Here is a 22,892-nt window from a genome sequence, read left to right as displayed (position 1 = left end):
CATTTTTTAAATAAAGCCTATGCTTTAACCTAATTGTCATTTTTGGGTGTTAGTTTTTAATTACCTTTTTAGAGCAAGCTACAGTGGCGTTGTAATTGTTGTTTGCTCTAAATTACAGCAAATGGAATGTTTATTAAAACATATCCAACATAAGGGTAATTATTATGATCACATTAACGAACGTTGAATTGAATGCTAATTTATATAATCCGGTTATATTTTTTGATTTAGACGGAACCAAATATGCAATTTTTACTAACGGGCCTGAAAAAGTGATGACGGGTGATATGGATGGTATTTGTGATGAACTTTCAAAACAGGTAAAAATGAAGAAAAGCTTGAATAAAGAAAAAACGCTTTTCAGATTTAATGATTTTTATATAATTTCTAATGGGATTGAAGCAAAGGGTGGCTTAAATTAAGCGATATCTAGTTAGATTAAAAATAAAAAGTAATTAAAAGGCTTCTATTTTTCAATAGAAGCCTTTGTCTTTATCATATCTGAAAATTCAGTTTAGTCGTTATTATCTTCTGCATCAAAGTAGTAAGAGACTTTAACAATTGCACGGTATTTGGTTTCATCACGTGTGTCTGCGAACTCTTCTGTAGAAACTTCAGTGTTATCAACCGTAATATTGCGTACAAAAGTATGACCGACTAAATTAAACTCTTTACGTAATTCACTGTTGCTGTTGCTTTTAAGCGCTTCAGCAAGATCAAATCCTGCGTCGACAGCTTCAGATTTAGAGGCATATTCAGCTGTTACTAATTGGTCGTTTTTGTGCAATGTTACAGTGTGTGCAAATACGGAACCCGTTAGTAATACACCGGCGACGATAGTCATTAATTTTTTCATTTTATTGTCCTTTATCTTTTTCATTCAGCGATTTAGCTTTAAATTTAATTGGTGTTTATCAGTAAAAAATTTTTATTCATCGTTATTATCTTCTGCATCGAAGTAATAAGAGACTTTAACAATTGCGCGGTATTTGGTTTCATCACGTGAAGCGACAAATTCTTGTGTAGAAACTTCAGTGTTATCAACCGTAATATTACGTACAAAACTGTGACCAATTAAATTAAATTCTTTACGTAACTCACTGCTACTGTTGCTTTTAAGGGTTTCAGCAAGGTCAAATCCTGCGTTGACAGCTTCAGATTTAGAGGCATATTCAGCTGTTACCAATTGATCGTTTTTGTGTAATGTTACTGTGTGTGCAAATACAGAACCCGTTAGTAATAAACCTGTTGCGATAGTTATTAATTTTTTCATTTTAGTATCCTTTATCTTGTTCATTCAGCGATTTAGCTTTAAATTTAATTGGTGTTTATCTGTTACAAATTTTTATTCATCGTTATTATCTTCAGCATCGAAGTAATAAGAGACTTTAACAATTGCACGGTATTTGGTTTCATCACGTGAAGTCGCAAACTCTTGTGTAGAAACTTCAGTGTTATCAACCGTAATATTACGTACAAAACTATGACCAATTAAATTAAACTCTTTACGTAACTCTCTGCTGCTGTTGCTTTTAAGTGTTTCAGCAAGATCAAATCCTGCGTTGACAGCTTCTGATTTAGAGGCATATTCAGCTGTTACCAATTTCTCGTTTTTGTGTAATGTTACTGTTTGCGCAAATACTGAACCTGTTAGTAATAAACCAGTCGCGATAGTCATTAATTTTTTCATTTTATTGTCCTTTATTTTGTTCATTAAGCGTTTTAGCTTTAAATTTAATTGGTGTTAATTAGCTAGCAATTTTAATTAGTCGTTATTGTCTTCTGCATCAAAGTAGTAAGAGACGTTAACAATTGCACGGTATTTGGTTTCATCACGTGAAGTCGCGAATTCTTCAGTAGATATTTCAGTGTTATCAACCGTAATATTACGTACAAAAGTATGACCCACTAAATTAAACTCTTTACGTAACTCACTGTTGCTGTTGCTTTTAAGCGTTTCAGCTAGGTCAAATCCTGCATTGACGGCTTCAGATTTAGAGGCATATTCAGCGGTTACTAATTTTTCGTTTTTGTGTAATGTCACTGTTTGTGCAAATACAGAACCCGTTAGTAATAAACCTGTCTGCGATAGTGATTAATTTTTTCATTTTAGTTTCCTAATAAATTTATTTGTGATGTTTAGTTATTGGCGAATTTAAAAACCTGTATTCGCTTGACGGGGTGAATTATTCATTTCTATTGATGATAAATATATAGGCTAAATGGAAAGTTATTGTTTCTATTTTGGCACCAATGGATTTTTAATAATTAAAATTGAAAATAAATTGTTATTTATCATTGGCTTATTGTTTTGTGATATTGGTCACGTTGGTGGGGGGGCACTTTAAATAAATAAAAATAAAAAATATTATTTTCTGCAGAAACTTTTTTAAAATTGCTCTGTCCTGACTTTTTATAATGAATATACTCTCGCTACTTTTATTTTTTGTTTTTTTAATATCAGTGCCTTATGTTTTTATTTTAATGCTTTGGCATACGGCGAGAGGAGTCTTGCTTAAACAAGAAAAAATAATAAGAGGTTATTTGGAAGGATAAATTTCATCGTAATTAGGAATAAGGTCTTGCCAAATGGGTTTATCTTTTCCTAGATACTCACGGACAGCATCGAAAAACAGTCTGGTTCTCACCGGTAGATCTCGATGTGGGTAGATGGCATACATATCATTGTAATTTAATAATTCAATGTGTGGTAACAAGGGCACTAACAATCCGTCTTTTATTTCATTCTGGAGAACAAAAGCAGGTCGTTGCAAGATAAGTGGTGCCAGACAATGATTTCATTAATAACAATTCTGGATCATTGGCACTAAAGACCGTTTTTATTTTTTGTTCTTGTACTTTTCCTTTTTATCCAAATAACGAATGCTTTCTACTTTGAGAGATGAACTTGCGTAACTCGTCGCGGGTAAAGTTGCCAGTTCTTCAATTGTTTTAGGTGTGCCATAGGTTTCTAGAAATGCGGGTGTCGCCAGTAAAAAGCCTTTATTGCTAACTATTTTACGTGCAATTAAGGAAGAGTCTTTGGGTTCGCCTACTCGAAAAGCGAGATCAATCCCCTCAGCAACAATATCAATATAACGATCATCGAGTTGCATCTCAATTTCAACTTGAGGGAAGCGCTTTTGGAAATCATTGATAACAGGTAACAAGTAACGTCTAGCAATACCATGAGAAGATGCAATTTTTAATAAACCACGTGCTTCTTGATGATAATTTTCTGCCAGCCTAACAGTCTCCCCGAGAAGCAGACGTAATTCTCTGCCTTTTTTTATCATTTCTGCTCCCGCTGCGGTGAGAGAAAATGATCGCGTTGTTCTATTTAATAAACGTACCCCTAACTCTTCCTCTAATCGGGTGATCTGTTTAGAAATAACAGAACGATCTATATTACGATGCTCAGCACGCTTTAGAAAAAGAGCCCTGTTCAACTACTTCGAGTAGCATCAAAAGTCGACTTGTTGTATCCATCAGTTCACCTTAATTATTTAATTGGTGCCATTTTGGCATTAATCTTTGTAAAAATATAGGCTATTTACACACACCTTTGTTCCGTATGATTATTCTTAATAAATCTAAGGAGCTTTATCATGAAAAGAAAAATAATTGCAACAGCAATCACTGCGATGAGTTTTACATTACTGGGGTGTGTATCTGAACCAGATGTAAAAGCAAATCAACAACACTTACAACCCATCGATGTTGCTGAAGTATTAGTTGAGCCAGTACAAAATTGGCGCACTTATACGACGCGATTAGAATCTCCAGAAGAAGTGGCATTAATGCCTCGTGTCTCAGGAGTGATAGAAAATATTACCTTTAAAGAAGGAGATAAAGTTAAACAGGGAGCGTTATTATTCAAACTGGATGCTCGTCCATATACTGCCGTCGTTGCTAATTTACAAGCGCAAATTGTTAGTGCAAAAGCGGTATTAGAACAAGCAAGAGCGGAAGCTGAACGTGCTATTCGTTTAACGGCGCAAAAAGCTATTTCAACAGAGCAAGCCGAATTACGAACTTCTACTTTACGTCAACGAGAAGCACAGTTATCAGCTTTAGAGGCGCAATTAAAATCAGCTCAACTTGATTTAGAGTTTACAGATATTCGCTCTCCGATTGATGGCATTATTTCACGTGCCAATATTACACGTGGTAACAATGTATTAGCAGGGCAAAGTGTATTAACAACTATTGTGTCAGATAAAGCAATGTATGCTTATTTTGATGTAGATGAACGCACTTGGAATAGTGAGTTTTCAGATGTTACTGCGACAAGTAAACAGCAAGTTATCATGCAAAAACTAGGGCAAAATGATTTTAATTATGAAGGCCATATTAACTTTATCGATAATCAAATTGATGCGTCAACAGGTACCTTACGTATAAGAGCTATTTTTAACGAAACTAATAATCAGCTACGTTCGGGCTCTTTTGCTCGTATTAAATTAGCGACAAATGATGTGACCTCACAAGTTATTATTCCTGAACGAGCAATTGGTACCGATTTGAAGAATCGTTTTGTATTAACGGTAGGTAAAGATAATGTTTTGCAATATACCTTAGTTGAGATTGGTGAGCGTTATGGAAAATTAAGAGCAATTACTTCAGGTCTACAAAGTGGCGATGTGATTGCTGTTAATGGTCCTGCAAGAGTTGGCCCAGGTATGTCTATTGAACCTAATAATGTGGTTATTGATAGTACTGGAGTGTCTTTCACTCTGTCTTCTATCAATGACAGCGGTTTAATTGTTAAACAGTCGGTGCGTTTATGAAGTTTTCCCATTTTTTTATTGAAAGGCCTATCTTTGCGGCCATGATGTCGATGGTTATTCTAATTGCGGGTAGTATTTCATTATTTCAATTACCTGTTAGTGAATACCCTGAAGTAGCACCTCCCACCGTGGTTGTGACGGCAAATTACCCTGGTGCAAACCCAACGGTTATTGGTCAAACAGTGGCGACACCGCTTGAGCAAGAAATTAATGGTACTGAGAATATGCTGTATATGGCTTCTCAAGCTACCAGTGATGGTCGTATGACATTAACAATCACCTTTGCTCTAGGTACAGATTTGGACCGCGCTCAGGTACAGGTTCAAAATAGCGTTAATAGCGCATTGCCTCGACTACCAGAGGAAGTACAACGTTTAGGCGTGGTTGCTAAGAAAGCTTCGGCAGATTTAACCTTAGTGGTACACCTATATTCACCTGAAAAAACGCATGATACTACCTATCTGTCTAATTATGCAGACTTGTATATTAAAGATGAATTAACACGTTTAAGTGGTGCCGGTGAAGTTCGCTTATTTGGTGGTGGTCAATATTCAATGCGTGTTTGGCTTAACCCAGATGCTTTAGTCGCGCGAGAGCTAACTGCCACTGATGTGATCAATGCACTAAGTGTACAAAACCAACAAGTTGCGGCTGGTAGTCTAGGAGCACAACCAGCGAGCAAAGGATAATCAATTTCAGATTCTATTAAATGTAAAAGGTCGGCTTGAAAACATTGAAGAATTTGAACAAATAATTATAAAAGTCGGTGAACAGGGACAATTAACGCGTCTTATAGATGTTGCTCGCCTAGAGTTAGGTCAAGATTCTTACTCTTTAAGAGCGATGCTTGATAGTCAACCTGCATTAGCGATACCTGTATTTCAACGACCTAATTCAAACGCAATTGAACTCTCTGATCAAGTACGTGAAACCATGGCGCGTTTAGCATTGGATTTCCCGGCGGGTGTTGAATATGACATTGTTTATGATCCGACTGTTTTTGTACGAGACTCTATTGATGCTGTTATCGATACATTACTCGAAGCAATAGTATTAGTTGTTTTAGTGGTCATTATTTTCCTACAAACATGGCGAGCATCAATTATTCCATTAATCGCAGTACCTATTTCATTAATTGGTACCTTCGCGGTGATGCAATGGTTGGGGGTTTCTATTAATACCTTATCATTATTTGGGTTGGTGTTAGCAATCGGAATAGTCGTTGATGATGCAATTGTTGTAGTTGAAAATGTAGAGCGTAATATTGAAGCAGGTTTATCACCTATAGAAGCAACTCGTGTTGCTATGACTGAAGTAACAGGGCCGATTATCGCGATTGCCTTGGTATTATGTGCTGTATTTATTCCAACAGCCTTTATTTCTGGATTATCAGGGCAGTTTTACAAACAATTTGCGTTAACAATAACGATTTCAACGTTAATTTCAGCCTTTAACTCATTAACATTATCACCAGCATTGTCTGCGTTATTACTGAAATCTCACGACAGTAAACCTGACTTTTTGACGCGTTTATTAGATAGAATGTTTGGACGATGGTTATTTACCCCTTTCAATCGTTTATTTGAGCGAGCTTCAGGTGGTTATCAAAGGTTGGTGAAAAAACTAATTCGTTTGAGTGTGATTGTTTTAGTGGTTTATTTGGCATTAGTTGGTGGCACGTTGAAATTATTTGATAGCGTACCTGGTGGGTTTATTCCTGCTCAAGATAAACAGTATCTTGTGGCGATGGCACAATTACCTGATGCGTCTAGTTTAGATAGAACCCAGGATGTGGTTAAAGAAATGGAACAAATTGCCTTGCAGGTTCCTGGGGTTGCACACACTGTTGCATTCCCTGGTCTTTCGGTGAATGGTTTAACTAATAGTCCTAATAGTGCGATTGTCTTCACGACCTTGGATGATTTTGAAAATCGTGGTGATCCGAGCATGTCAGCGATGGCAATTGTCGCTCAATTAAATCAGAAATTTACGACTATTGATGAAGCATTTGTTGCTGTTTTTCCACCACCTGCTATTCAGGGGTTAGGAACAACAGGGGGCTTTAAATTACAGATAGAAGATCGCGCTAATAAAGGCTTTGAAAGTTTGTTTAACAATTTGCAAGCTGTCCTTGCAAAAGCCAGACAAGATCCTGCATTAATGGGTTTATACTCAAGTTTCCGTATTCAAGTACCACAAATGAATATAGATATTGACCGTGAACAGGCATTAATTCAAGGTATCCCATTAGATGAAGTTTTTAATGCATTACAGATTTATTTAGGCTCTGTGTATGTTAATGACTTTAATTTATTTGGTCGTACTTATCAGGTAAATGCTCAGGCTGATGCGGATTTCCGTCAAGACCCTGAACAGATTTTGAATCTAAAAGTGCGAAATAGACAAGGTAATATGGTGCCTTTAGGTTCTGTATTAACGGTTACACCAACAACTGGGCCGGATCGTGTAATGCATTATAATGGTTATCCTAGTGCTGAAATTAATGGTAGCCCTGCACCTGGCTATAGTTCTAATCAAGCACAACAAGCGATTGAATTGATTTTGGCTGATACCTTACCTAATGGTATGGCATACGAATGGACTGATGTGACTTTCCAGCAAATTTTAGCGGGAAATACCATGGTTTACATTTTTCCACTGGTGGTGCTATTAGTGTTTATGGTGTTAGTCGCTCAATATGAAAGTTTAGGTTTACCTTTAGCTATTATTTTGATCGTACCTATGACCATATTCTCGGCTTTACTTGGTGTTTGGTTAGTTGGATCAGATAATAATATCTTTACTCAGATTGCATTGATCGTTCTGGTTGCATTAGCCTCTAAAAATGCCATTTTAATGATTGAATTCGCCAGAGACCAAAATAAGCAAGGAGTGACTCATTTCGATGCTATTATTGAAGCCTGTCGTTTACGTTTACGTCCAATATTAATGACTTCTATTGCTTTTACAGCTGGTGTTATCCCATTGATATTAGCGTCGGGAGCGGGTTCTGAAATGCGTCATGCAATGGGCAATGCGGTATTCTCAGGAATGATAGGTGTTACCTTATTTGGTTTATTATTTACACCTGTGTTTTATATTTTAGTCACTAAAGGTTTGAAAAAATAATCTGACTATACCCGTTACTAATCGAGATGCTTTGATCAGTCGCTAGCTCGGACTGCAAGACAAGGCGCAACATGATGGCCTCTCGAGCGATTAACTACGTTAATCCTCTGCCGGTAGATGTAAAAACAAGTATTTACATCTTAAATGGCTAGCCCTTATCAAGTGTTGCAACGCAGAATTGCTTTTCGAGCTAGCGACCCGCAGGGCAAGTTTTGAGGCAAGTATCTTCGTTGTTAGAAAGTATTGATTTAACCAGTTAGATCTTCACCTTTCTGCCTAGAAGCTACTCACCTCACAACTTGCTGAACTTTGCATCTTGAATGGTAACGGGTATAAATGTGAATATAACGCACATAAAATTGCTACAATAGTTTGAAAAACGTGGCAAATATAAGTGCTTAATAGATAATGTTTGCCATCATTAACGATGATTGATGGCAAATATCATTGTTGGTATTACAACTTTTAATAGTAGGTTTTTTATGTCAGATTCACAGGAATACACTATCTCGCAAACAATGCGTGCAATTGCTTTGCAACAACCAAGCGAACAGATTAATTTAGTGGATATAGAAATACCTGTTCCTGAATGTTTTGACAATGAGCTACTGGTAAAGGTGGAAGCGGTTGGCCTGAACCCTCGTGATGCTAAATTTGCACAAACCGGTTTTTGTAATACTTGGAAAGCACCACATGTAGTGGGAATTGATGCCGTTGGTGTGGTGGTTAAAAGCAATAAAGGTGTGTTTCCTGAGGTCGGTCAACGAGTCATGTGGCATGCCAATATTTCTGGTCCTGGTGTGCTCAGTGAGTATACCAAAGTGCCTAACTTTGCCGTTTCTGTTGTCCCTGAAAGTATTACCGCCAATCAAGCCGCAACCATCCCCTGTGCTGGTATGGCGACCTTAATTGCATTAGAAAAATTACAAATTATTGAAGGAACTACTTTACTTGTTGAAGCTGGGGCTGGGGCTGTTGGTCAGTTTGCTATTCAACTCGCTAAACAACGTGGTGCGGACGTATTTACAACTGCCTCTAAACGTAACCATAAGCTGGTTAAAAAATTGGGTGCAGATGCGATTTTTGATTACAAGGATAGAAAGCTGTGTGAAAAAATGTCTCGTGAATTAGGGGCACAGGGCTTTGATGCGGTACTTGATACGGTTGGTGGTGAATCAACCATTCGTAATATTGAATTAATGCGTTTTAGTGGCAGAATTGCTTGTTTTAAACCTTTACCTACCTTTGAACAACGTCTATTAGATAAAAAAGCACCTAATATTGGTATTATTTCTTTATGTGGTGCATGGCTCGCGAATAGTTTATGTGCACAACAAAAGATGAGTTTTATGGGGAATCTGTTACTTGAAAATGTCGCTAAAGGTAATATCAAATTACCTGAGATTAGTGTAGTTGATTTTAATGCTAACAGTGTTTCGGTCGCATTACATAAACAGATTGCTGGTGGTTTTACGGGCAAACAAGTTGTGCAGATACGTGTTTAATCATTAGCGCGACCAGTCACTCATTACAATGCTTTTTTAATAAGACTTTTAACAAAAATAAGCCTTGAGTTATTTTCTCTTCGTTTAACCCTGCGAACCCCAAGCGAATAAATTTATCTTGGTCTTGTTTTATGTCCAAGTGAAATGCATTCTCAGCTAATAAAAAAATGCCTTCTTGCTTAGCTAATTTGGCAATTTTTTCAGCATTTCTATCTACATTTATCCATAATGCCATTCCTCCTGCGGGAATTGAAAAGGTGATTTTAATGCCTTCACTGATAAATTCATTGAGTATTGTAACCATACACTGTCTTCTTTTTTGATAAAGACGTGTGGCTTTACGTAAGTGCCGTTCAAAACCACCATCCTTCATCCATCTTGCAACTGCATCCTGTTGTAAAATATTCACTTTATGATTGATCATAGTACGGTAATTTATTAAGTGTGTTGAAAGTGATGAATGCACAGCAATAATACCTAAACGAATACCTGGAAACATAATTTTAGAAAAGCTAGAAAGGTAGATAACTAACCCTGAAGGATCATTGGCGACCATTGGTGCCAGTGGTTGACTATTGTAATGAAACTCATGGTCGTAATCATCTTCGATAATCGCAATATTATGTTGTTGGGCTAGTAAATAAATTGCTTTACGTTTTTGCATTGAAAGCGTGCTGGTAGTGGGGTATTGATGTAAAGGAGTTAAATATAATAAATGTATTTTATGCTTTTGAATCAACTGTTCAAAATCATTTGTATCAATACCTTGAGAGGTTTGTTTAACGGGAATTAATTGCGCGCCTGCGTTTTTGAAAGCATTCCAAGCTGGTTGATAACCTAAACTTTCTACTGCTACTTTATCCCCAGGTTTAATCAATACCTGAGAAAGGATATATAATGCTTCTTGTGTTCCATTAACGACAATAATTTTTTTATTATTAATGGATCTGACACGACGTAAATAAGTACTAACTTGTTCAATAAAAGGAGCAAAACCAGCGTTATCTCCGTAGTTTAATTCTTCGAGATCTGGTCGGTTTAATGCATCATTCATAAACCCTTTGAATTCATTAAATGGAAATAATGAAATATCAGGGTTACCACCCGCAAAATTAAAGGGAAAGCGACTGGTCGCTAATGGGATATTATTGTTGTTAATTTTTGAAATATTCCAACGATGTTGATGTTTAAGAGTTTCCTTTTTTACATCGGTTTTTGTTGACGTAAATATAGGCAGTGTTGTGGCAACGCGATAGCCTAGCCTTTGTTGTGACTGCACCCAACCTTGCGCTACTAACTCATTATATGCGACCATTATAGTATGGCGGTTGACTGATAGTTGTATCGCAAGAGACCTTGCTGAAGGGAGTTTTTCGTTAGGGATAACATGACCATTTTCAATACTATTTCGAATAGCTTGAGCAATGTTTAAATATAAGTTTTTATTAGAATTTTGTAGCGTTAAGTTGAGTGTTTTCATCATTACAAACTCCCTCTGGTCTATTTGTTTTATTAATACTGGTTGTTGTGTTTATACCACAAGTTTTGGAAGATATGATTTTTAAGGAGAATAAAAATGTTTAATCCAAAACCTGTCACACTTATTACAGATAAGGTCACATTAAGACCTTTAACCATTGAAGATGTAGATGCTTTTTATCAAGCAGGCGCATTCCCTGAGTTATGGCAATGGTCCTTGCCTAATCAATGTATTTCAAAAGAACAATGCCATGCTTGGTTAATTTATTCACAGGAGAGGGTAACGCAAGGTCAACAGGTGGTCTTTGCGATTATTGATAATCAAACCGGCGCTTTGGTTGGTAGCACTCGTTATTGTGCGATTAATCGAGAAGATCGAAGTTTGGAAATTGGTTTTACTTTTATTACACCTAAGTTCCAACGAACCTATGTGAATACTCATGCAAAATATTGTTTATTAAAGCATGCATTCGAAATGTTAAATGCGATTAGAGTGCAGTTTAAAACCCATGAAAAGAACCTCGCTTCTCGTCAAGCAATTGGTCGCATAGGTGCTTCCTTTGAGGGGATTTTACGTAATCAAAAAATATTACCCGATGGTAGTTTTCGAAATAGTGCTTTTTTCTCAGTTATCAGCAGTGAATGGCCAGATGTGAAACACTCGTTAAGTCTGAAACTATAATTAAGATTGATTAGGTTTTTATTCGGTAGGTAATACATATGCATATACCCAAAATTTTTCAACAAGATGATCCGCTTCTTTTACAAGAGATAATGGTTAAATATCCTTTTGCAAGTTTGGTAACCCATTCTGGAGATGGTGTCGAAGTAAATCATTTACCCTTGTATTTTTATAAATCAGGTGGCAATGCAGTACTTCAAGGACATATCGCAAAAGCCAATCCATTATGGAAAATGTTAAATGAACATTTAGATGTCTTAGTTGTATTTAATGGTCCTAATTGTTATATCTCTCCAAATTTTTATCCAACTAAAAAAGATAATGGTAAAGCCGTGCCGACTTGGAATTACATCGCAGTGCATGTTAGAGGAGAAATAAAGGCACGTTTTGATGAGCATTTTAAATTACAGATGCTTAATAACTTAACCTTTCAACAGGAACAATATCAAGATAAACCATGGTCAATATATGATGCGCCTTCAGAATATATAAACCGACTATTACCAGCAATTGTAGGTATAGAAATACAAATAAAGTCGATGACTGGTCAATGGAAGGTGAGTCAAAATCAACCTGAAATCAATAAACAGGGGATTATTTCAGGGTTAAGTAAAGTGCAGAGTGATAATTCAGTTGAGATGGCTACTTTAGTGAAAAATTATTAACTAGGACGCCCTTTAATCAGTGCTTTATTGATAATAAAGGGCAGGGCTGAGTTAATGAGTAATATCCCACAATATGCTTATCTCTTGCATTAGCGCTTTGATGACTGGATCATTTTCGTTTTCTTTTGCGATGACAAAATGCAAGGTCGTGGCAAAGTCTAATTCCGATAGGACTTGCAAACTCTGGGCTTGTTCTGCTTCAAGCGCTTCTTCTTTTTCTAATAAACTTAATCCAAGCCCGTCTTTAACAAGTTCTAAGCGTGTGCCGTCATCACTGGTTTTCATAATGGAGGGGATATTACTGCCTAGTTTTTGTTTTAAAAAATGATCAAAAGGGCAATAATCTCCCATCATTATCCAGTGCTGAGATTGTAAGTCTGCAACCGTTAATATTTTACTGCAATCAAAGTCTAAAGGTGCAACCGTGGTGATTTGTTGCCGCATGACTGCAATACCAATAAAATCATCGGGAACATCACCAAAAATATAACCGCCAGACAAACGTTTTTCTCGAATATCATTGATTGTTTTGCCCGTTGATTGTGGGTAAATTTCCAAGCTAATGCCTGGGCAGTTTTGTTGCAGGTTCTTTTGCTAAGGCAGACAACTTAACTTGTTTCGCTGATAAATTAATTCCTAAGTGGAATGTACCCATTATTTCATGCTGTTGTTGTGCCGCTAAATTGACTAAATCTATCGCACTATCTAAGGTAACCTGTGCTTTTTTAAGTAATAGTTGGCCTTTTTCTGTGAGTTTCATGCCTTTATTTGAGCGAATAAATAAAGGCGTGGCAAGTTCTTCTTCGAGCATTTTGATATGCGCGCTAATTGCTGGTGGAGTGGTGTATAAACGTTTCTGTCGCTTGCGTTAAGTTACCCGTTTGTGCCACGGCAACAAAAGAACGTAGGTGGTAAAATTCCAATGCTAACTCCCATTTTTATTCTGTGAAATAGCAGTTTAGTGCTCTGAGTTTTATTTACCATTCATTTATATTGAATGCTCACTTCAGAAACAATGAATTTCTAAGAATTTGATATTAGGCTAAATTAAGTCCTATCCAAACAAATGAATTAGGAGTCTTTATGAATAACAAATCAAATGCATTTAATAACCCTGCCGCACCGAGTCAACTCGCTAATGAATTTTTTGCTAGAAAGCTCGCCTGTGAGACAGATTGTTCTGATGTTTACGCAGATATTAAAGCGGATAATCAAGATTACATTCTATTAGATGTTCGCTCTAGCGAAGCCTTTGATAAAAGCCATGCGATAACAGCGGTTAGTATGCCACACAGTGAAATTAATGCCGAATCATTCGCTAGATTCCCCAAGAACACACAGTTTGTTGTTTATTGTTGGGGGCCGGGGTGTAATGGCGCAACTAAGGTCGCAGTAAAAATTTCAAATTTGGGTTTTTCTGTGAAGGAAATGATTGGTGGCATTCATTATTGGGAGGACTTTGAACGATACCCTGTAAATCGTCGTGTTACTGAGGTTCAGAAATAAAAGAGCCTAAGGAATTGATAATGATCACTTGCTATATTGAGTATGTTATTGACGCAAATAAAATAAACGAATTTGAGCATTATGCTAGGCTTTGGATACCCTTGGTTAATAAATTTGGAGGGAAACACCTAGGGTATTTTCTACCCTCTGAAGGGGTTAATAATAAAGCGTTCGCTTTATTTAATTTTTCTAGCTTAGCGACCTATGAGAAATATCGACAGCAATCTTTTAAAGATGCAGATTGCATTAGCGCATTTGATTATGCAAAGAAAACACAGTGCATTAAGCAATATCAACGAAGTTTTTTCCGCCCATTGTTGAATGAAAAGGAATGAAAAGTATTGATTTATAATAGTCATTATTTCCCTGTTTGTCAGTTAACACTTTTACAAACAGGGAAAGATTACTTATTAAAACTCTTCTACATCGTAGCTATCAAATTTATTAAATTTAATAATGGCGGTTAACTCTTCGCCATAAACGGCACCTTTTTCAGAATAACGATCTAACTTGGTGACAAGAATAAAAGGATCACTGGTCTCCATTTTGGTTTCTCTAAACGCTTGAAAAGCGCTACCTCGAGCTAAAGTTCGGTAATAGTCATATACAGCTTCCTCAACAGAAGCGTATTTTCTAACCCAAATTGTTTTACCTTCACGTTTTTGTTGTCTTGCAATTCTAGGTTCATTTTCATCGAAGGACCAAACTCCAAAAATATTATAAGCTTCCTTGAAAAATCTTGAGGTTGCCCAGGAACTTTCCATTGCGGCTTGTGCAATGGCAATACTTTTAGGGTGAGGTTTTAAAGCCATTAACAATTCGGCGTCACTTGTTGCTTTATATTCAACTTTCAAGGCTTCAATTTTACTGTTACTTTGTCCTGCTTCGAGGGTTTCTTTTACCTCTTCATATTGTGCCATTAAATCAGCGTAAACATTATTTACAGCAGGAATAATTAAAGCTTTAAAGTTGGCTTTTTTTCTGAGACAGATATTTCTGCTACTACCTCTTTTATAGGTTCTTTTTCGACAACAGGCGCTGGCTTTTGATTGAAAAAATAAATGCTTATTAGCGACACAAGGACAAAAATAGTCGCTATGAATTTAAGAATTTTTTTCGGGTTTGAGTAAGCTTGCAAATTAGATATTCCGTATTGAATGAGAGTTATTGTTTGTTTTTTAGTCGCAGTCACGCTATGAATTAGCGTTTATACAGTTAAACTTATTCAATGAGTAGTAAATTTAAACTCAAATTTACCTGTTAGCTTGATCTATCTGGCTGTTATCAATTATGACTATTGGAATATGGTATGAGATAATAGGCGGTATATTCTCGCCTCTTATCAAATAATTGGAATGGTTATGATTAAAAAAATACTAGCGATTACCTTGCTACTACAAATTTCTGCATGCGCTAATTTACAACAAGAAATCAATAAATTTGTAAAACAACCTGAGGTGACTTATCAATCGATTTCAGTTGGAAAAGTTTCCATGGAAGGGATTGAGTTAAACCCTACATTTAAGATCGACAATAACAATAGTTTTGCAATACCAGTTGATGTTGTCAGCTATGACTTTACACTTAACAATAAAAAATTACTGGCTGGCGAAACACAAGCGATTGGTTCTTTAGTCGCTAATAACAGTAAAGATGTTACCCTTTCAATTGACCTTACTCAGGAAAGCATCGTCTCATTACAGCAGTTATTATTTAAAGACAAAAAATTGGATTATCAGGTTAAAGGAAGCGTTAAAGCAATGGGATTAGTGGTTCCCTTTGAAAAATCAGACACCTTATATGTACCAGATATCAGTATTGCCGATGTAAAAATAATTAATGCCAGTCTAAGCAACTTAGAATTATTACTCAGTATTGATGTTAATAATCAGAATAGTTTTGCTTTACCATTAGAGGCGCTGAATTATTCAGTTTCGACAGGTAGTCAATTTTTATTCGAAGGTGCGCTTAACAACCAACAAATTTCTCAAGGAAAAAACAATATTCAGTTGCCTTTGAGTATTAAACTTGATGCCATTTTTACTAGTGTTTTTGCTATATTGGCAAACCCAGAATTACCGTTACATTTTGAGATAAATAGTCCTTTGTTTAGTCACTCCTTTGACCAATCGATGAATTTAACCTCATTCTTTTAATTTTTTTAAGTTTTCCTTTAATGCCTTGCATTGTACTTACTAATACAAGGCAAATAGGGTTTGCTAACTTGTATACAAATATATTCAAAACTAAAGCGATGTAAATTTAAAGAGTCCTCTTATGCTTTCTTTTCTGAATAAGAAAAGAAAGCCATCAACATAGCAATGAAAACATACATAGCTAATGCAAAGAAAAGTTGGGCGCCGGATATACCATGATCAATAAGGTAACCAAATAAAATTGGTGAAATAGAAGTAGAAATTACCATCAGTGATGCCATTAAAGCACGTATTTTTCCAAGATGTTTAGTGCCATAAACTTCAGCCCAGAGTGCATTAATGATTGTGCTACCAGAGCCAATGGCAAACCCAAGACAAATCAAAAGAAGATAAGTAATCCAATTACCGGTTAAAAGTGAAGTCAGTAATAAACCTGTGAGCATTGGAATCGGGTAAAATTTTAACAAATACCTGCCACTAAAACGGTCAACTAATCCACCTGCATACATTGAAGAAAGCCAATGCGCGATACCATAAAAAACGAAACAACTGGCAAATAAAATGGGTGTCCAACCCATTTGTGGAAGAAAGAAACCCTGATGTATAAATATGCCTGTGACAATAAAAGGCGCTGCAAGCACAGTGGGTAATGCCAGCCAAAAGCGATAATCAGTGAGCAAGGTTCTGCGACTACCATCTTCTGTTGCAATAGTGTTTTGTTTATCAATGTCCGTGGCTTTTTCTGCGTATTTTTCATTTTTACCGCGCTTTATTAAAAACAAAGCAAGTGGGAGGTAGAATAAGGGCACGCAAAGCGCAATGATTAACCAGCTTTGTCGCCAACCAAAATGTGCAATCAAAAAAACAGCCATAGTTGGTAAAATAATTTCTCCTAAAGGCACCCCCGTTGTTGCAAGGCTAACGCCTTTTCCTCGATTAACAGTAAATTGCTTCATCATGGTGGTAATAGCGGTATGAGGAAATAAGCCTTGACCAAAAAAGCGTAATAAAAAAAGGCCGATAATTAACATAGATAATTGATTGGTTTGCCAAAGTGTCAATCTCTGCGATAGAAAGTCCAAATGTACAAAATATAATAAATTTTTCCAATGCAACCTTATCAATTGCACCTCCAATCCACATGAGAAGTAATCCACTGGCAAGTGTTGCTCGCAGAATAAGCCGAACCATAACTGGTGGCAGAAAGGTTGAGGCTTTCCTGAAAACTATTGCCAAACCAACTAACAAAAAAAGACTGTCCAAAATTACCCATAAAAACGCTTAGCATTCCAAAAAGAAGCATTGGCCAACTGTGTCTGATGAATTGTGAGTATTCTTTAATCATGGGTATTATTCATTCCTTGGATTTAAAAATTTCTTTTTATATTATTTTTGGACTTTTTCAAAGATAGTTCTAATCTTTAAGATGAAATGATAGTGTCAGTTTCGAAATTCAGACGATGCCATACAAAATGATGAATATCATTAAATAAAAATGATTAGTTGCCGATAAGAACAATTATCGATATCAGTAATTTTCTATTTTACTTGTATATTAATACATTAGCGCTTTTTATAAAGCATCACTTTTTCATTCTAGAGTAGTATTTAAATAATATGGTTGAACAAATCACCTCACTTTTTGACGTAAATAATAATAGTTTATTTGTACTTTCAAGTTATAACCCTTGGTTAGTTATTGTCTCAATTTTAATTGCTATTCTTGCTTCTTTTATGGGATTCCAAGTTGCTCATCAAGCGCAATATGCTTCGCCACAGCGAAAAAATATATTTTTGCTTGTCGGAAGTGTTGCACTGGGTGGCGGAGTTTGGTCAATGCATTTTATTGGCATGCTTGCATTAGTGCTCTGTACGACTATTTCCTACCGAGTTGATATTACTTTATTATCTTTTTTCCCTTCATTGGTGGCTTCTTGGGTTGCCTTGCGTTTAATAAGTAATAAACAAGTTAAAAAACAGCAATTAATCATAAGTGGAATACTTGTTGGCTCTGGCATTGGTGCGATGCATTATATTGGTATGGCGACGATGGAGATGGCGCCTTTACTTCGTTATAACTTGGGCATGTTTCTTGTTTCAATTTTAGTTGCTATTGGATTAGCAATATTAGCCCTGTGGGTTAGTTTTGGGCTTAAGAAAAGTAATGCATTTGGATTGAGTCAGAATATAAAAATCATGCTTTCCAGTGTTGCCATGGGGGGCGCTATTGCGGGTATGCATTATACCGGTATGGTCAGCTGCTCGATTTGTCATGCCTGCTGGGTTGGAGTTATCCGATCAAAGTAGTGAAATATCAACCATATTAGCCTTGGTGGTGACAGGTATTACTGTCATTGTTCTCTTTATTGTTCTTGGGGCTAACCTTATCTTTCGTTACAAAGACATTTCCGTAACAGCCAAGAACAACGAACGTCGTTTGATTGCTACTATGGATACTGCGATTGATGGCATTATCACCATTGACGAAAAGGGCATTATTATTAGCGTTAATAATGCAGTGACACAGTTATTAGGTTGGTTATCTGAGGAGTTAATTGGTAACAACGTAAAAATGGTTGTGCCTATGCCACATCAGCATAATCACGATCAATATATTGATAACTACTTAAAAACACGGGAAGCAAAAATTATCGGCGTTGGCAGAGAAGTAGAGGCGCTATGTAAAAATGGTGAAACAATTCCAATTCGTCTTGGGATAGGGCATGTTGAACTGAATGATCAAAATATGTTTGTAGCGTTTATTTCAGATTTACGCGAACGTAAAGAAATGGAAAATATTTTACGTAATAAGGAATCTAAAATACGTTCCTTAGTGACAAATATTCCAGGTATTGCCTATCGCTGTATTGATGTCCCTGGTTGGCCAAATATATTTATTAATGATGAAGTAGAGAATATTTTAGGTTATCCGGCTAAGGATTTTTTGTTACCAAACCCCAAGCGCAGTATCAGTGATTTTGTCCACCCTGAAGATATGCCAAATATACTTGCCACTGACTTACGACACGAAAATGGTTATCAGCTTGAATTCAGGATAATAGATAGATACAAACAAGTTAAATGGATGTTGGGTTATGGTCGTGCCTCTATAAATGAAGCCACAGGAGAAAAGTTTCTTGATGGTTTTATTATGGATATTACCGATCGTAAAAAAATGGAATCTGCATTAATTGCTGAAAAAGAAAAAGCAGAGCAAGCCGTTGTCGCTAGAACTGCATTTTTAGCAAATATGAGTCATGAAATTCGTACACCAATGAATGCTATTATTGGCTTTAGTGACATTTTATTGGATGATGAATTAAATAATCATCAAAGAAAACAATTAAATACAATCAATCAATCTGCTAAATCATTGTTACATATTTTAAATGATATTCTTGATAGTGCGAAATTAGATAAAGGTAAGTTTCAACTTGAATACCGAGATTTTTCGCTAGTAGAAGAAGTTGATTCGGTCGTTTCGACTCTGTGGTTACAAGCACAACAGAAAGGTTTGCAAATAAATCTAAATATTGCCCCCAAAGCGCAATGCTATTATCACGGCGTACCTGATCGATTAAGACAAATTCTCACTAATTTGCTTGGTAATGCGATTAAATTTACAGAAAAAGGTCACGTCGATATTAATATTAGCAGTCTTCAACCCGGTACTTTATGCTTCTCGATTGCTGATACTGGCATTGGTATGACACCTGTACAACTAGAAACAATATTTGATGCCTTTTCTCAGGCCGATGAATCAATGAGTCGACGATTTGGTGGAACAGGTTTAGGCACTACAATAAGTAAACAATTGGTTGAATTAATGGGAGGTTCGATTTCTGCTAATAGCGAATATGGTAAAGGTTCAACATTTGAATTTACTGTTCCTCTTGAAGTTGCAACAAGCTCAGAAGTTGCCAAACAGCGTGAAAAACATCTGCAACTTCCTTCCTTGAGCGTTTTGATAGTGGATGATATTGAACAAAATATTGATTTATTATCTATCATATTAAAGCGTAATCAACATGCTGTAAAAGTTGCCAGAAACGGTGAGCAAGCTTTATTACAAATGGAACATGAAGTTTTCGATATTGTGTTAATGGATATTCAGATGCCTATAATGGATGGACTAACGGCATCGAAACTGAGACGTGATTATGAATCAGAACATGGTTTACCTCGATTACCTATAATTGCGTTAACTGCTAGTGTATTACCGCAGGACAAAATATCGGCACAACAAGCAGGAATGGATGGTTTTGCAAGTAAACCGATTGTTATTGATCAGTTGATGACAGAAATTGCAAATGTACTTAAGCTGGTTGATTTTGATGCTACATCCATAACAGCAATATCACTGCCTAATGCTAATCATTCGCAAAAACTCAGTATTGATTATGAAAAAGGTATCGCGTTATGGGGGGCCGAAAAAGATTTCAGTGCAGAAGTGACAAGTTTTTTAAATCAAATAGAAGATGAGGTAAACTCGATACCCAATTTAATAAATACAAATGATTGGATTTCTTTGGTTAGCCTTGCCCATAAAAATAAAGGTGTATCAGGAAATTTAGCACTTAATATATTAATGTTATTGTTTGCCGATTTAGAGAAAGTGTCACGTAAAGAAATCAATAATGACGCTCTTAGAATATTTGAAAAGATACAAATTGAAATTAAAAATGTAACTTTGTCTATTAATAAAATGGGCAAAAGTAAGTATTTAAATGAAGTTGAAAAAGCCCATGTTATTTCTAACGAAGCTTTGCTTGATAACTTAGTTAAACTTAAAGAACGTGTTGCTAATAATGAATTTGATGACGAATTAATTGAATCATTACAAACTTTCGACACTAAGTTTGATGATGATATCAATCAAATTGTTACGGCATGTAACGATTTTGATTTTGAGTTAGCAAACGAGAAAATTGATATTCTGGTTGCTGTAATAAACTCTAATACTGAATGAGATAGCGGAGAGTTAGATGCCTAATAGAAAGCAAAAAGTGCTGATTGTTGATGATGAGCCGATTAATTTAAAAGTATTAAATAATATATTAAAAGATACTTATAAACTTATTTTTGCAAAGAATGGTTTTGAGGCCTTGCGCTTAATAGAGAAAGATAAACCTGATTTAATATTACTTGATGTAATGATGCCTGATATGACAGGTTATGAAGTTTGTGAGAATTTAAAAGCAAATCCTTTATTTAAAAGAATTCCGATTATTTTTGTTACTGCTTTAAGTGATGCAGTTGATGAAGCTAAAGGCTTGAATATTGGTGCAGTTGATTATATTTCTAAACCCGTTACACCTGCAGTGGTGAAAGCAAGGGTAAAAACACATTTATCCTTGGTTGATGTTGATGAATTAAAGGCCACTCGTTTACAGATTATTCAACGTTTAGGGCGAGCGACGGAATATAAAGATAATGAAACGGGTATGCATGTAATGCGCATGAGCCATTACTCTAGAGTGCTTTCCTTCGCCTTTGGTCATTCTGCACAAAGCGCAGATGCATTGTTTCATGCCAGCTCCAATGCATGATATTGGTAAAATTGGTATTCCAGATAGCATTATGCTCAAACCTGGAAAACTAACCGATGAAGAATTTGTCGCAATGCAAAAACACCCTCAAATCGGTGCTGAAATACTAGGAGAGTCAGATTCTGATTTAATCGAATTAGCTAAAATCGTTGCGATGACACACCATGAAAAGTGGGATGGAACTGGCTACCCTAATCAATTAAAAGGCGAAGACATTCCCATTGAAGGCAGAATTGTGGCATTAGCCGATGTTTTTGATGCATTGACAAGTATCCGTCCATATAAGGATGCTTGGAGCGTTGAAGAAGCAATTGAATTTATTATCTCGCAGAAAGAAAAACATTTTGATCCTGAACTAGTTGATTTATTCGTAAAGGAAATGAGATCAAATCATCGAGATAAAAAATCGCTGGAAAGATTAATTCGCTTTATGCGTAATTAAAATTATTTTTATTAAATATCAATATCAATATCTTATGTTTATTTTTATTGCTAACTGTCTATTTCATTTTCTGTAATGCAAATTACCTTAGCAATAATTGTTTATTGGTAGATGATTTGTTACTGACAGTATTGTATCGTTTGTTTTATTAAGTTAATTGACCTCCAAACCAAACGAGACTCTATATGTATAAAATAATCGCATCTGATTTAGATGGTACTTTGCTCAATTCTGAACACCAAATCCCCGATTTTACTCGTAAAGTATTAAGTCAGTTGCATGAGCAGGGTATGAACTTTGTTTTTGCCACTGGACGTCATCATATTGATGTAGCTTATATGCGTGACCTGATCCGTATTCCTGCCTTTATGATCACCTCTAACGGTGCCTGTGTGCATAACAGTGAAAATGAGATGGTGTTTAAACAACTACTCGATGTGAATGTTTTTGCTGAGATCATTAACATGATAAAGCATGATAATGAGTTGAATATTAATATATACCAAACTAATACTTGGCTAAGAAACAACGAAATTGTCGGTGATAACGGACATCGCTCAGGGTTTAACTATGAAATATTTGATGTTAACCATCCGCCACAGTCAGATATCATCAAGGTTTTTCTGACCAGAGACGACAAAGATCATGACAAATTGGCCTTATGGGAAGGTAAGATTAAAGACAAATTTGCAGATAAGGTAAATGTGTCTTTTTCTGCTCCCTATTGTTTAGAAATAATGGATATTGGTGTTTCTAAAGGGCATGCACTGGATGCAATTGCAAAGTTAAAAGGCTATCAGCTCAGCAATTGTCTCGCCTTTGGTGATGGCATGAATGATTACGAAATGCTTTCTATGGCAGGGAAAGGTCTTGTTATGGGCACTTCGCACTTTAAAGTAAAACAGGCATTACCTAACAACGAAGTCATCGGTGATTGTGATAATGAAGCCGTCGCACATTATATTGTTGATCATTTATTAAATAATTAA

20 protein-coding genes and 4 pseudogenes are annotated in these 22,892 nt (G+C 36.0%); 13 read left to right on the top strand and 11 right to left on the bottom strand.

Annotated features, from left to right (window positions below):
- Positions 1-164: 164 nt before the first annotated feature.
- A complete protein-coding gene (locus tag ACLKMH_RS19150) occupies positions 165-422 on the top strand; it encodes a hypothetical protein (protein ID WP_413699540.1) in 258 nt (85 codons plus the stop codon).
- A gap of 92 nt (positions 423-514) precedes the next feature.
- Here ACLKMH_RS19150 and ACLKMH_RS19145 read toward each other — a convergent pair whose 3' ends face one another.
- The 5 genes and pseudogenes from ACLKMH_RS19145 to ACLKMH_RS19125 all read right to left on the bottom strand — a co-directional run bounded on the left by ACLKMH_RS19145 (position 515) and on the right by ACLKMH_RS19125 (position 3,489).
- Complete coding sequence (locus ACLKMH_RS19145; protein ID WP_413699539.1) at positions 515-856, bottom strand: DUF3316 domain-containing protein; 342 nt, start codon at positions 854-856, stop codon at positions 515-517.
- 72 nt (positions 857-928) lie between these two features.
- Positions 929-1,273, bottom strand: coding sequence for a DUF3316 domain-containing protein (locus ACLKMH_RS19140; protein ID WP_413699538.1), 345 nt, complete (start codon positions 1,271-1,273; stop codon positions 929-931).
- A gap of 72 nt (positions 1,274-1,345) precedes the next feature.
- Positions 1,346-1,690 (bottom strand): DUF3316 domain-containing protein, encoded by a 345-nt coding sequence (locus tag ACLKMH_RS19135; protein WP_413699537.1) that lies wholly within the window; start codon positions 1,688-1,690, stop codon positions 1,346-1,348.
- Between the two features lie 75 nt (positions 1,691-1,765).
- Positions 1,766-2,065 (bottom strand): annotated as a pseudogene (locus ACLKMH_RS19130) (DUF3316 domain-containing protein); the annotation flags it as partial.
- 475 nt (positions 2,066-2,540) lie between these two features.
- Positions 2,541-3,489 (bottom strand): annotated as a pseudogene (locus ACLKMH_RS19125) (LysR family transcriptional regulator).
- A gap of 119 nt (positions 3,490-3,608) precedes the next feature.
- Here ACLKMH_RS19125 and ACLKMH_RS19120 point away from each other — a divergent pair.
- The 3 genes and pseudogenes from ACLKMH_RS19120 (at position 3,609) to ACLKMH_RS19110 (ending at position 9,424) form a co-directional block, all read left to right on the top strand.
- Positions 3,609-4,790 carry an efflux RND transporter periplasmic adaptor subunit gene (locus ACLKMH_RS19120; protein ID WP_413699536.1) on the top strand — a complete coding sequence of 394 codons (1,182 nt, stop codon included), beginning with the start codon at positions 3,609-3,611 and terminating at the stop codon, positions 4,788-4,790.
- A pseudogene (locus tag ACLKMH_RS19115) lies at positions 4,787-7,919 on the top strand (efflux RND transporter permease subunit). The gene ACLKMH_RS19120 and the pseudogene ACLKMH_RS19115 overlap by 4 nt, the downstream one beginning before the upstream one ends.
- 482 nt (positions 7,920-8,401) lie before the next feature.
- Positions 8,402-9,424 (top strand): zinc-binding dehydrogenase, encoded by a 1,023-nt coding sequence (locus ACLKMH_RS19110; protein ID WP_413702400.1) that lies wholly within the window; start codon positions 8,402-8,404, stop codon positions 9,422-9,424.
- 16 nt (positions 9,425-9,440) lie between these two features.
- On the opposite strand, the gene ACLKMH_RS19105 is transcribed toward ACLKMH_RS19110, so the two are convergent.
- Positions 9,441-10,907, bottom strand: a complete 1,467-nt coding sequence (locus ACLKMH_RS19105) for a PLP-dependent aminotransferase family protein (RefSeq protein WP_413699535.1) — start codon at positions 10,905-10,907, stop codon at positions 9,441-9,443.
- Between the two features lie 93 nt (positions 10,908-11,000).
- On the opposite strand from ACLKMH_RS19105, the gene ACLKMH_RS19100 reads away from it, so the two are divergent.
- Together ACLKMH_RS19100 and ACLKMH_RS19095 are read left to right on the top strand one after the other, a co-directional pair.
- A complete protein-coding gene (locus ACLKMH_RS19100) occupies positions 11,001-11,585 on the top strand; it encodes a GNAT family N-acetyltransferase (RefSeq protein WP_413699534.1) in 585 nt (194 codons plus the stop codon).
- Between the two features lie 38 nt (positions 11,586-11,623).
- On the top strand, positions 11,624-12,250 hold the full coding sequence (locus ACLKMH_RS19095) for an FMN-binding negative transcriptional regulator (RefSeq protein ID WP_413699533.1): 627 nt from the start codon (positions 11,624-11,626) through the stop codon (positions 12,248-12,250).
- A gap of 51 nt (positions 12,251-12,301) precedes the next feature.
- Here the strand turns inward: ACLKMH_RS19095 and ACLKMH_RS19090 are convergent, their stop codons facing one another.
- Complete coding sequence (locus ACLKMH_RS19090; protein ID WP_413699532.1) at positions 12,302-12,808, bottom strand: LysR substrate-binding domain-containing protein; 507 nt, start codon at positions 12,806-12,808, stop codon at positions 12,302-12,304.
- Position 12,809: 1 nt separating this feature from the next.
- Complete coding sequence (locus ACLKMH_RS19085; RefSeq protein WP_413699531.1) at positions 12,810-13,061, bottom strand: hypothetical protein; 252 nt, start codon at positions 13,059-13,061, stop codon at positions 12,810-12,812.
- 272 nt (positions 13,062-13,333) lie between these two features.
- Between ACLKMH_RS19085 and ACLKMH_RS19080 the strand changes: the two genes are divergently transcribed.
- Positions 13,334-13,756 (top strand): rhodanese-like domain-containing protein, encoded by a 423-nt coding sequence (locus ACLKMH_RS19080; RefSeq protein ID WP_413699530.1) that lies wholly within the window; start codon positions 13,334-13,336, stop codon positions 13,754-13,756.
- 20 nt (positions 13,757-13,776) lie between these two features.
- The gene (locus tag ACLKMH_RS19075) at positions 13,777-14,091 is read left to right on the top strand and encodes an NIPSNAP family protein (protein ID WP_413699529.1); all 315 of its coding nucleotides are present in this window, start codon (positions 13,777-13,779) and stop codon (positions 14,089-14,091) included.
- A gap of 75 nt (positions 14,092-14,166) precedes the next feature.
- On the opposite strand, the gene ACLKMH_RS19070 is transcribed toward ACLKMH_RS19075, so the two are convergent.
- Both ACLKMH_RS19070 and ACLKMH_RS19065 read right to left on the bottom strand, forming a co-directional pair.
- The gene (locus ACLKMH_RS19070; RefSeq protein WP_413699528.1) at positions 14,167-14,676 is read right to left on the bottom strand and encodes a glucosaminidase domain-containing protein; all 510 of its coding nucleotides are present in this window, start codon (positions 14,674-14,676) and stop codon (positions 14,167-14,169) included.
- 35 nt (positions 14,677-14,711) lie between these two features.
- Positions 14,712-14,948, bottom strand: coding sequence for a hypothetical protein (locus ACLKMH_RS19065; protein WP_413699527.1), 237 nt, complete (start codon positions 14,946-14,948; stop codon positions 14,712-14,714).
- 169 nt (positions 14,949-15,117) lie between these two features.
- On the opposite strand from ACLKMH_RS19065, the gene ACLKMH_RS19060 reads away from it, so the two are divergent.
- On the top strand, positions 15,118-15,912 hold the full coding sequence (locus ACLKMH_RS19060) for an LEA type 2 family protein (protein WP_413699526.1): 795 nt from the start codon (positions 15,118-15,120) through the stop codon (positions 15,910-15,912).
- Between the two features lie 119 nt (positions 15,913-16,031).
- Here ACLKMH_RS19060 and ACLKMH_RS19055 read toward each other — a convergent pair whose 3' ends face one another.
- Positions 16,032-16,973 carry an MFS transporter gene (locus tag ACLKMH_RS19055; protein WP_413699525.1) on the bottom strand — a complete coding sequence of 314 codons (942 nt, stop codon included), beginning with the start codon at positions 16,971-16,973 and terminating at the stop codon, positions 16,032-16,034.
- Positions 16,974-17,529: 556 nt separating this feature from the next.
- Between ACLKMH_RS19055 and ACLKMH_RS19050 the strand changes: the two genes are divergently transcribed.
- The 4 genes and pseudogenes from ACLKMH_RS19050 (at position 17,530) to ACLKMH_RS19035 (ending at position 22,892) form a co-directional block, all read left to right on the top strand.
- The gene (locus ACLKMH_RS19050; protein ID WP_413699524.1) at positions 17,530-18,219 is read left to right on the top strand and encodes an MHYT domain-containing protein; all 690 of its coding nucleotides are present in this window, start codon (positions 17,530-17,532) and stop codon (positions 18,217-18,219) included.
- Positions 18,185-20,881 carry a PAS domain S-box protein gene (locus ACLKMH_RS19045; protein WP_413699523.1) on the top strand — a complete coding sequence of 899 codons (2,697 nt, stop codon included), beginning with the start codon at positions 18,185-18,187 and terminating at the stop codon, positions 20,879-20,881. Before ACLKMH_RS19050 ends, ACLKMH_RS19045 begins: the two co-directional genes overlap by 35 nt.
- Before the next feature lie 16 nt (positions 20,882-20,897).
- Positions 20,898-21,883: pseudogene (locus ACLKMH_RS19040) on the top strand (two-component system response regulator).
- Between the two features lie 205 nt (positions 21,884-22,088).
- Positions 22,089-22,892, top strand: coding sequence for a Cof-type HAD-IIB family hydrolase (locus ACLKMH_RS19035; RefSeq protein WP_413699522.1), 804 nt, complete (start codon positions 22,089-22,091; stop codon positions 22,890-22,892).

The sequence above is a fragment of the Psychromonas sp. KJ10-10 genome, from assembly GCF_047323245.1.
Taxonomy (GTDB): Bacteria; Pseudomonadota; Gammaproteobacteria; order Enterobacterales; family Psychromonadaceae; genus Psychromonas.
This window is presented reverse-complemented; position numbering and strand designations above follow the sequence as displayed.

What these genes read in the sequence shown, in the direction of transcription:
- ACLKMH_RS19150 (WP_413699540.1), top strand. Translation starts at nt 165, where the DNA reads ATGATCACATTAACGAACGTTGAATTGAATGCTAATTTATATAATCCG.
- ACLKMH_RS19145 (WP_413699539.1), bottom strand. Translation starts at nt 856, where the DNA reads ATGAAAAAATTAATGACTATCGTCGCCGGTGTATTACTAACGGGTTCC.
- ACLKMH_RS19140 (WP_413699538.1), bottom strand. Translation starts at nt 1,273, where the DNA reads ATGAAAAAATTAATAACTATCGCAACAGGTTTATTACTAACGGGTTCT.
- ACLKMH_RS19135 (WP_413699537.1), bottom strand. Translation starts at nt 1,690, where the DNA reads ATGAAAAAATTAATGACTATCGCGACTGGTTTATTACTAACAGGTTCA.
- ACLKMH_RS19120 (WP_413699536.1), top strand. Translation starts at nt 3,609, where the DNA reads ATGAAAAGAAAAATAATTGCAACAGCAATCACTGCGATGAGTTTTACA.
- ACLKMH_RS19110 (WP_413702400.1), top strand. Translation starts at nt 8,402, where the DNA reads ATGTCAGATTCACAGGAATACACTATCTCGCAAACAATGCGTGCAATT.
- ACLKMH_RS19105 (WP_413699535.1), bottom strand. Translation starts at nt 10,907, where the DNA reads ATGATGAAAACACTCAACTTAACGCTACAAAATTCTAATAAAAACTTA.
- ACLKMH_RS19100 (WP_413699534.1), top strand. Translation starts at nt 11,001, where the DNA reads ATGTTTAATCCAAAACCTGTCACACTTATTACAGATAAGGTCACATTA.
- ACLKMH_RS19095 (WP_413699533.1), top strand. Translation starts at nt 11,624, where the DNA reads ATGCATATACCCAAAATTTTTCAACAAGATGATCCGCTTCTTTTACAA.
- ACLKMH_RS19085 (WP_413699531.1), bottom strand. Translation starts at nt 13,061, where the DNA reads ATGCTCGAAGAAGAACTTGCCACGCCTTTATTTATTCGCTCAAATAAA.
- ACLKMH_RS19080 (WP_413699530.1), top strand. Translation starts at nt 13,334, where the DNA reads ATGAATAACAAATCAAATGCATTTAATAACCCTGCCGCACCGAGTCAA.
- ACLKMH_RS19075 (WP_413699529.1), top strand. Translation starts at nt 13,777, where the DNA reads ATGATCACTTGCTATATTGAGTATGTTATTGACGCAAATAAAATAAAC.
- ACLKMH_RS19070 (WP_413699528.1), bottom strand. Translation starts at nt 14,676, where the DNA reads ATGGCACAATATGAAGAGGTAAAAGAAACCCTCGAAGCAGGACAAAGT.
- ACLKMH_RS19060 (WP_413699526.1), top strand. Translation starts at nt 15,118, where the DNA reads ATGATTAAAAAAATACTAGCGATTACCTTGCTACTACAAATTTCTGCA.
- ACLKMH_RS19050 (WP_413699524.1), top strand. Translation starts at nt 17,530, where the DNA reads ATGGTTGAACAAATCACCTCACTTTTTGACGTAAATAATAATAGTTTA.
- ACLKMH_RS19045 (WP_413699523.1), top strand. Translation starts at nt 18,185, where the DNA reads ATGCCTGCTGGGTTGGAGTTATCCGATCAAAGTAGTGAAATATCAACC.
- ACLKMH_RS19035 (WP_413699522.1), top strand. Translation starts at nt 22,089, where the DNA reads ATGTATAAAATAATCGCATCTGATTTAGATGGTACTTTGCTCAATTCT.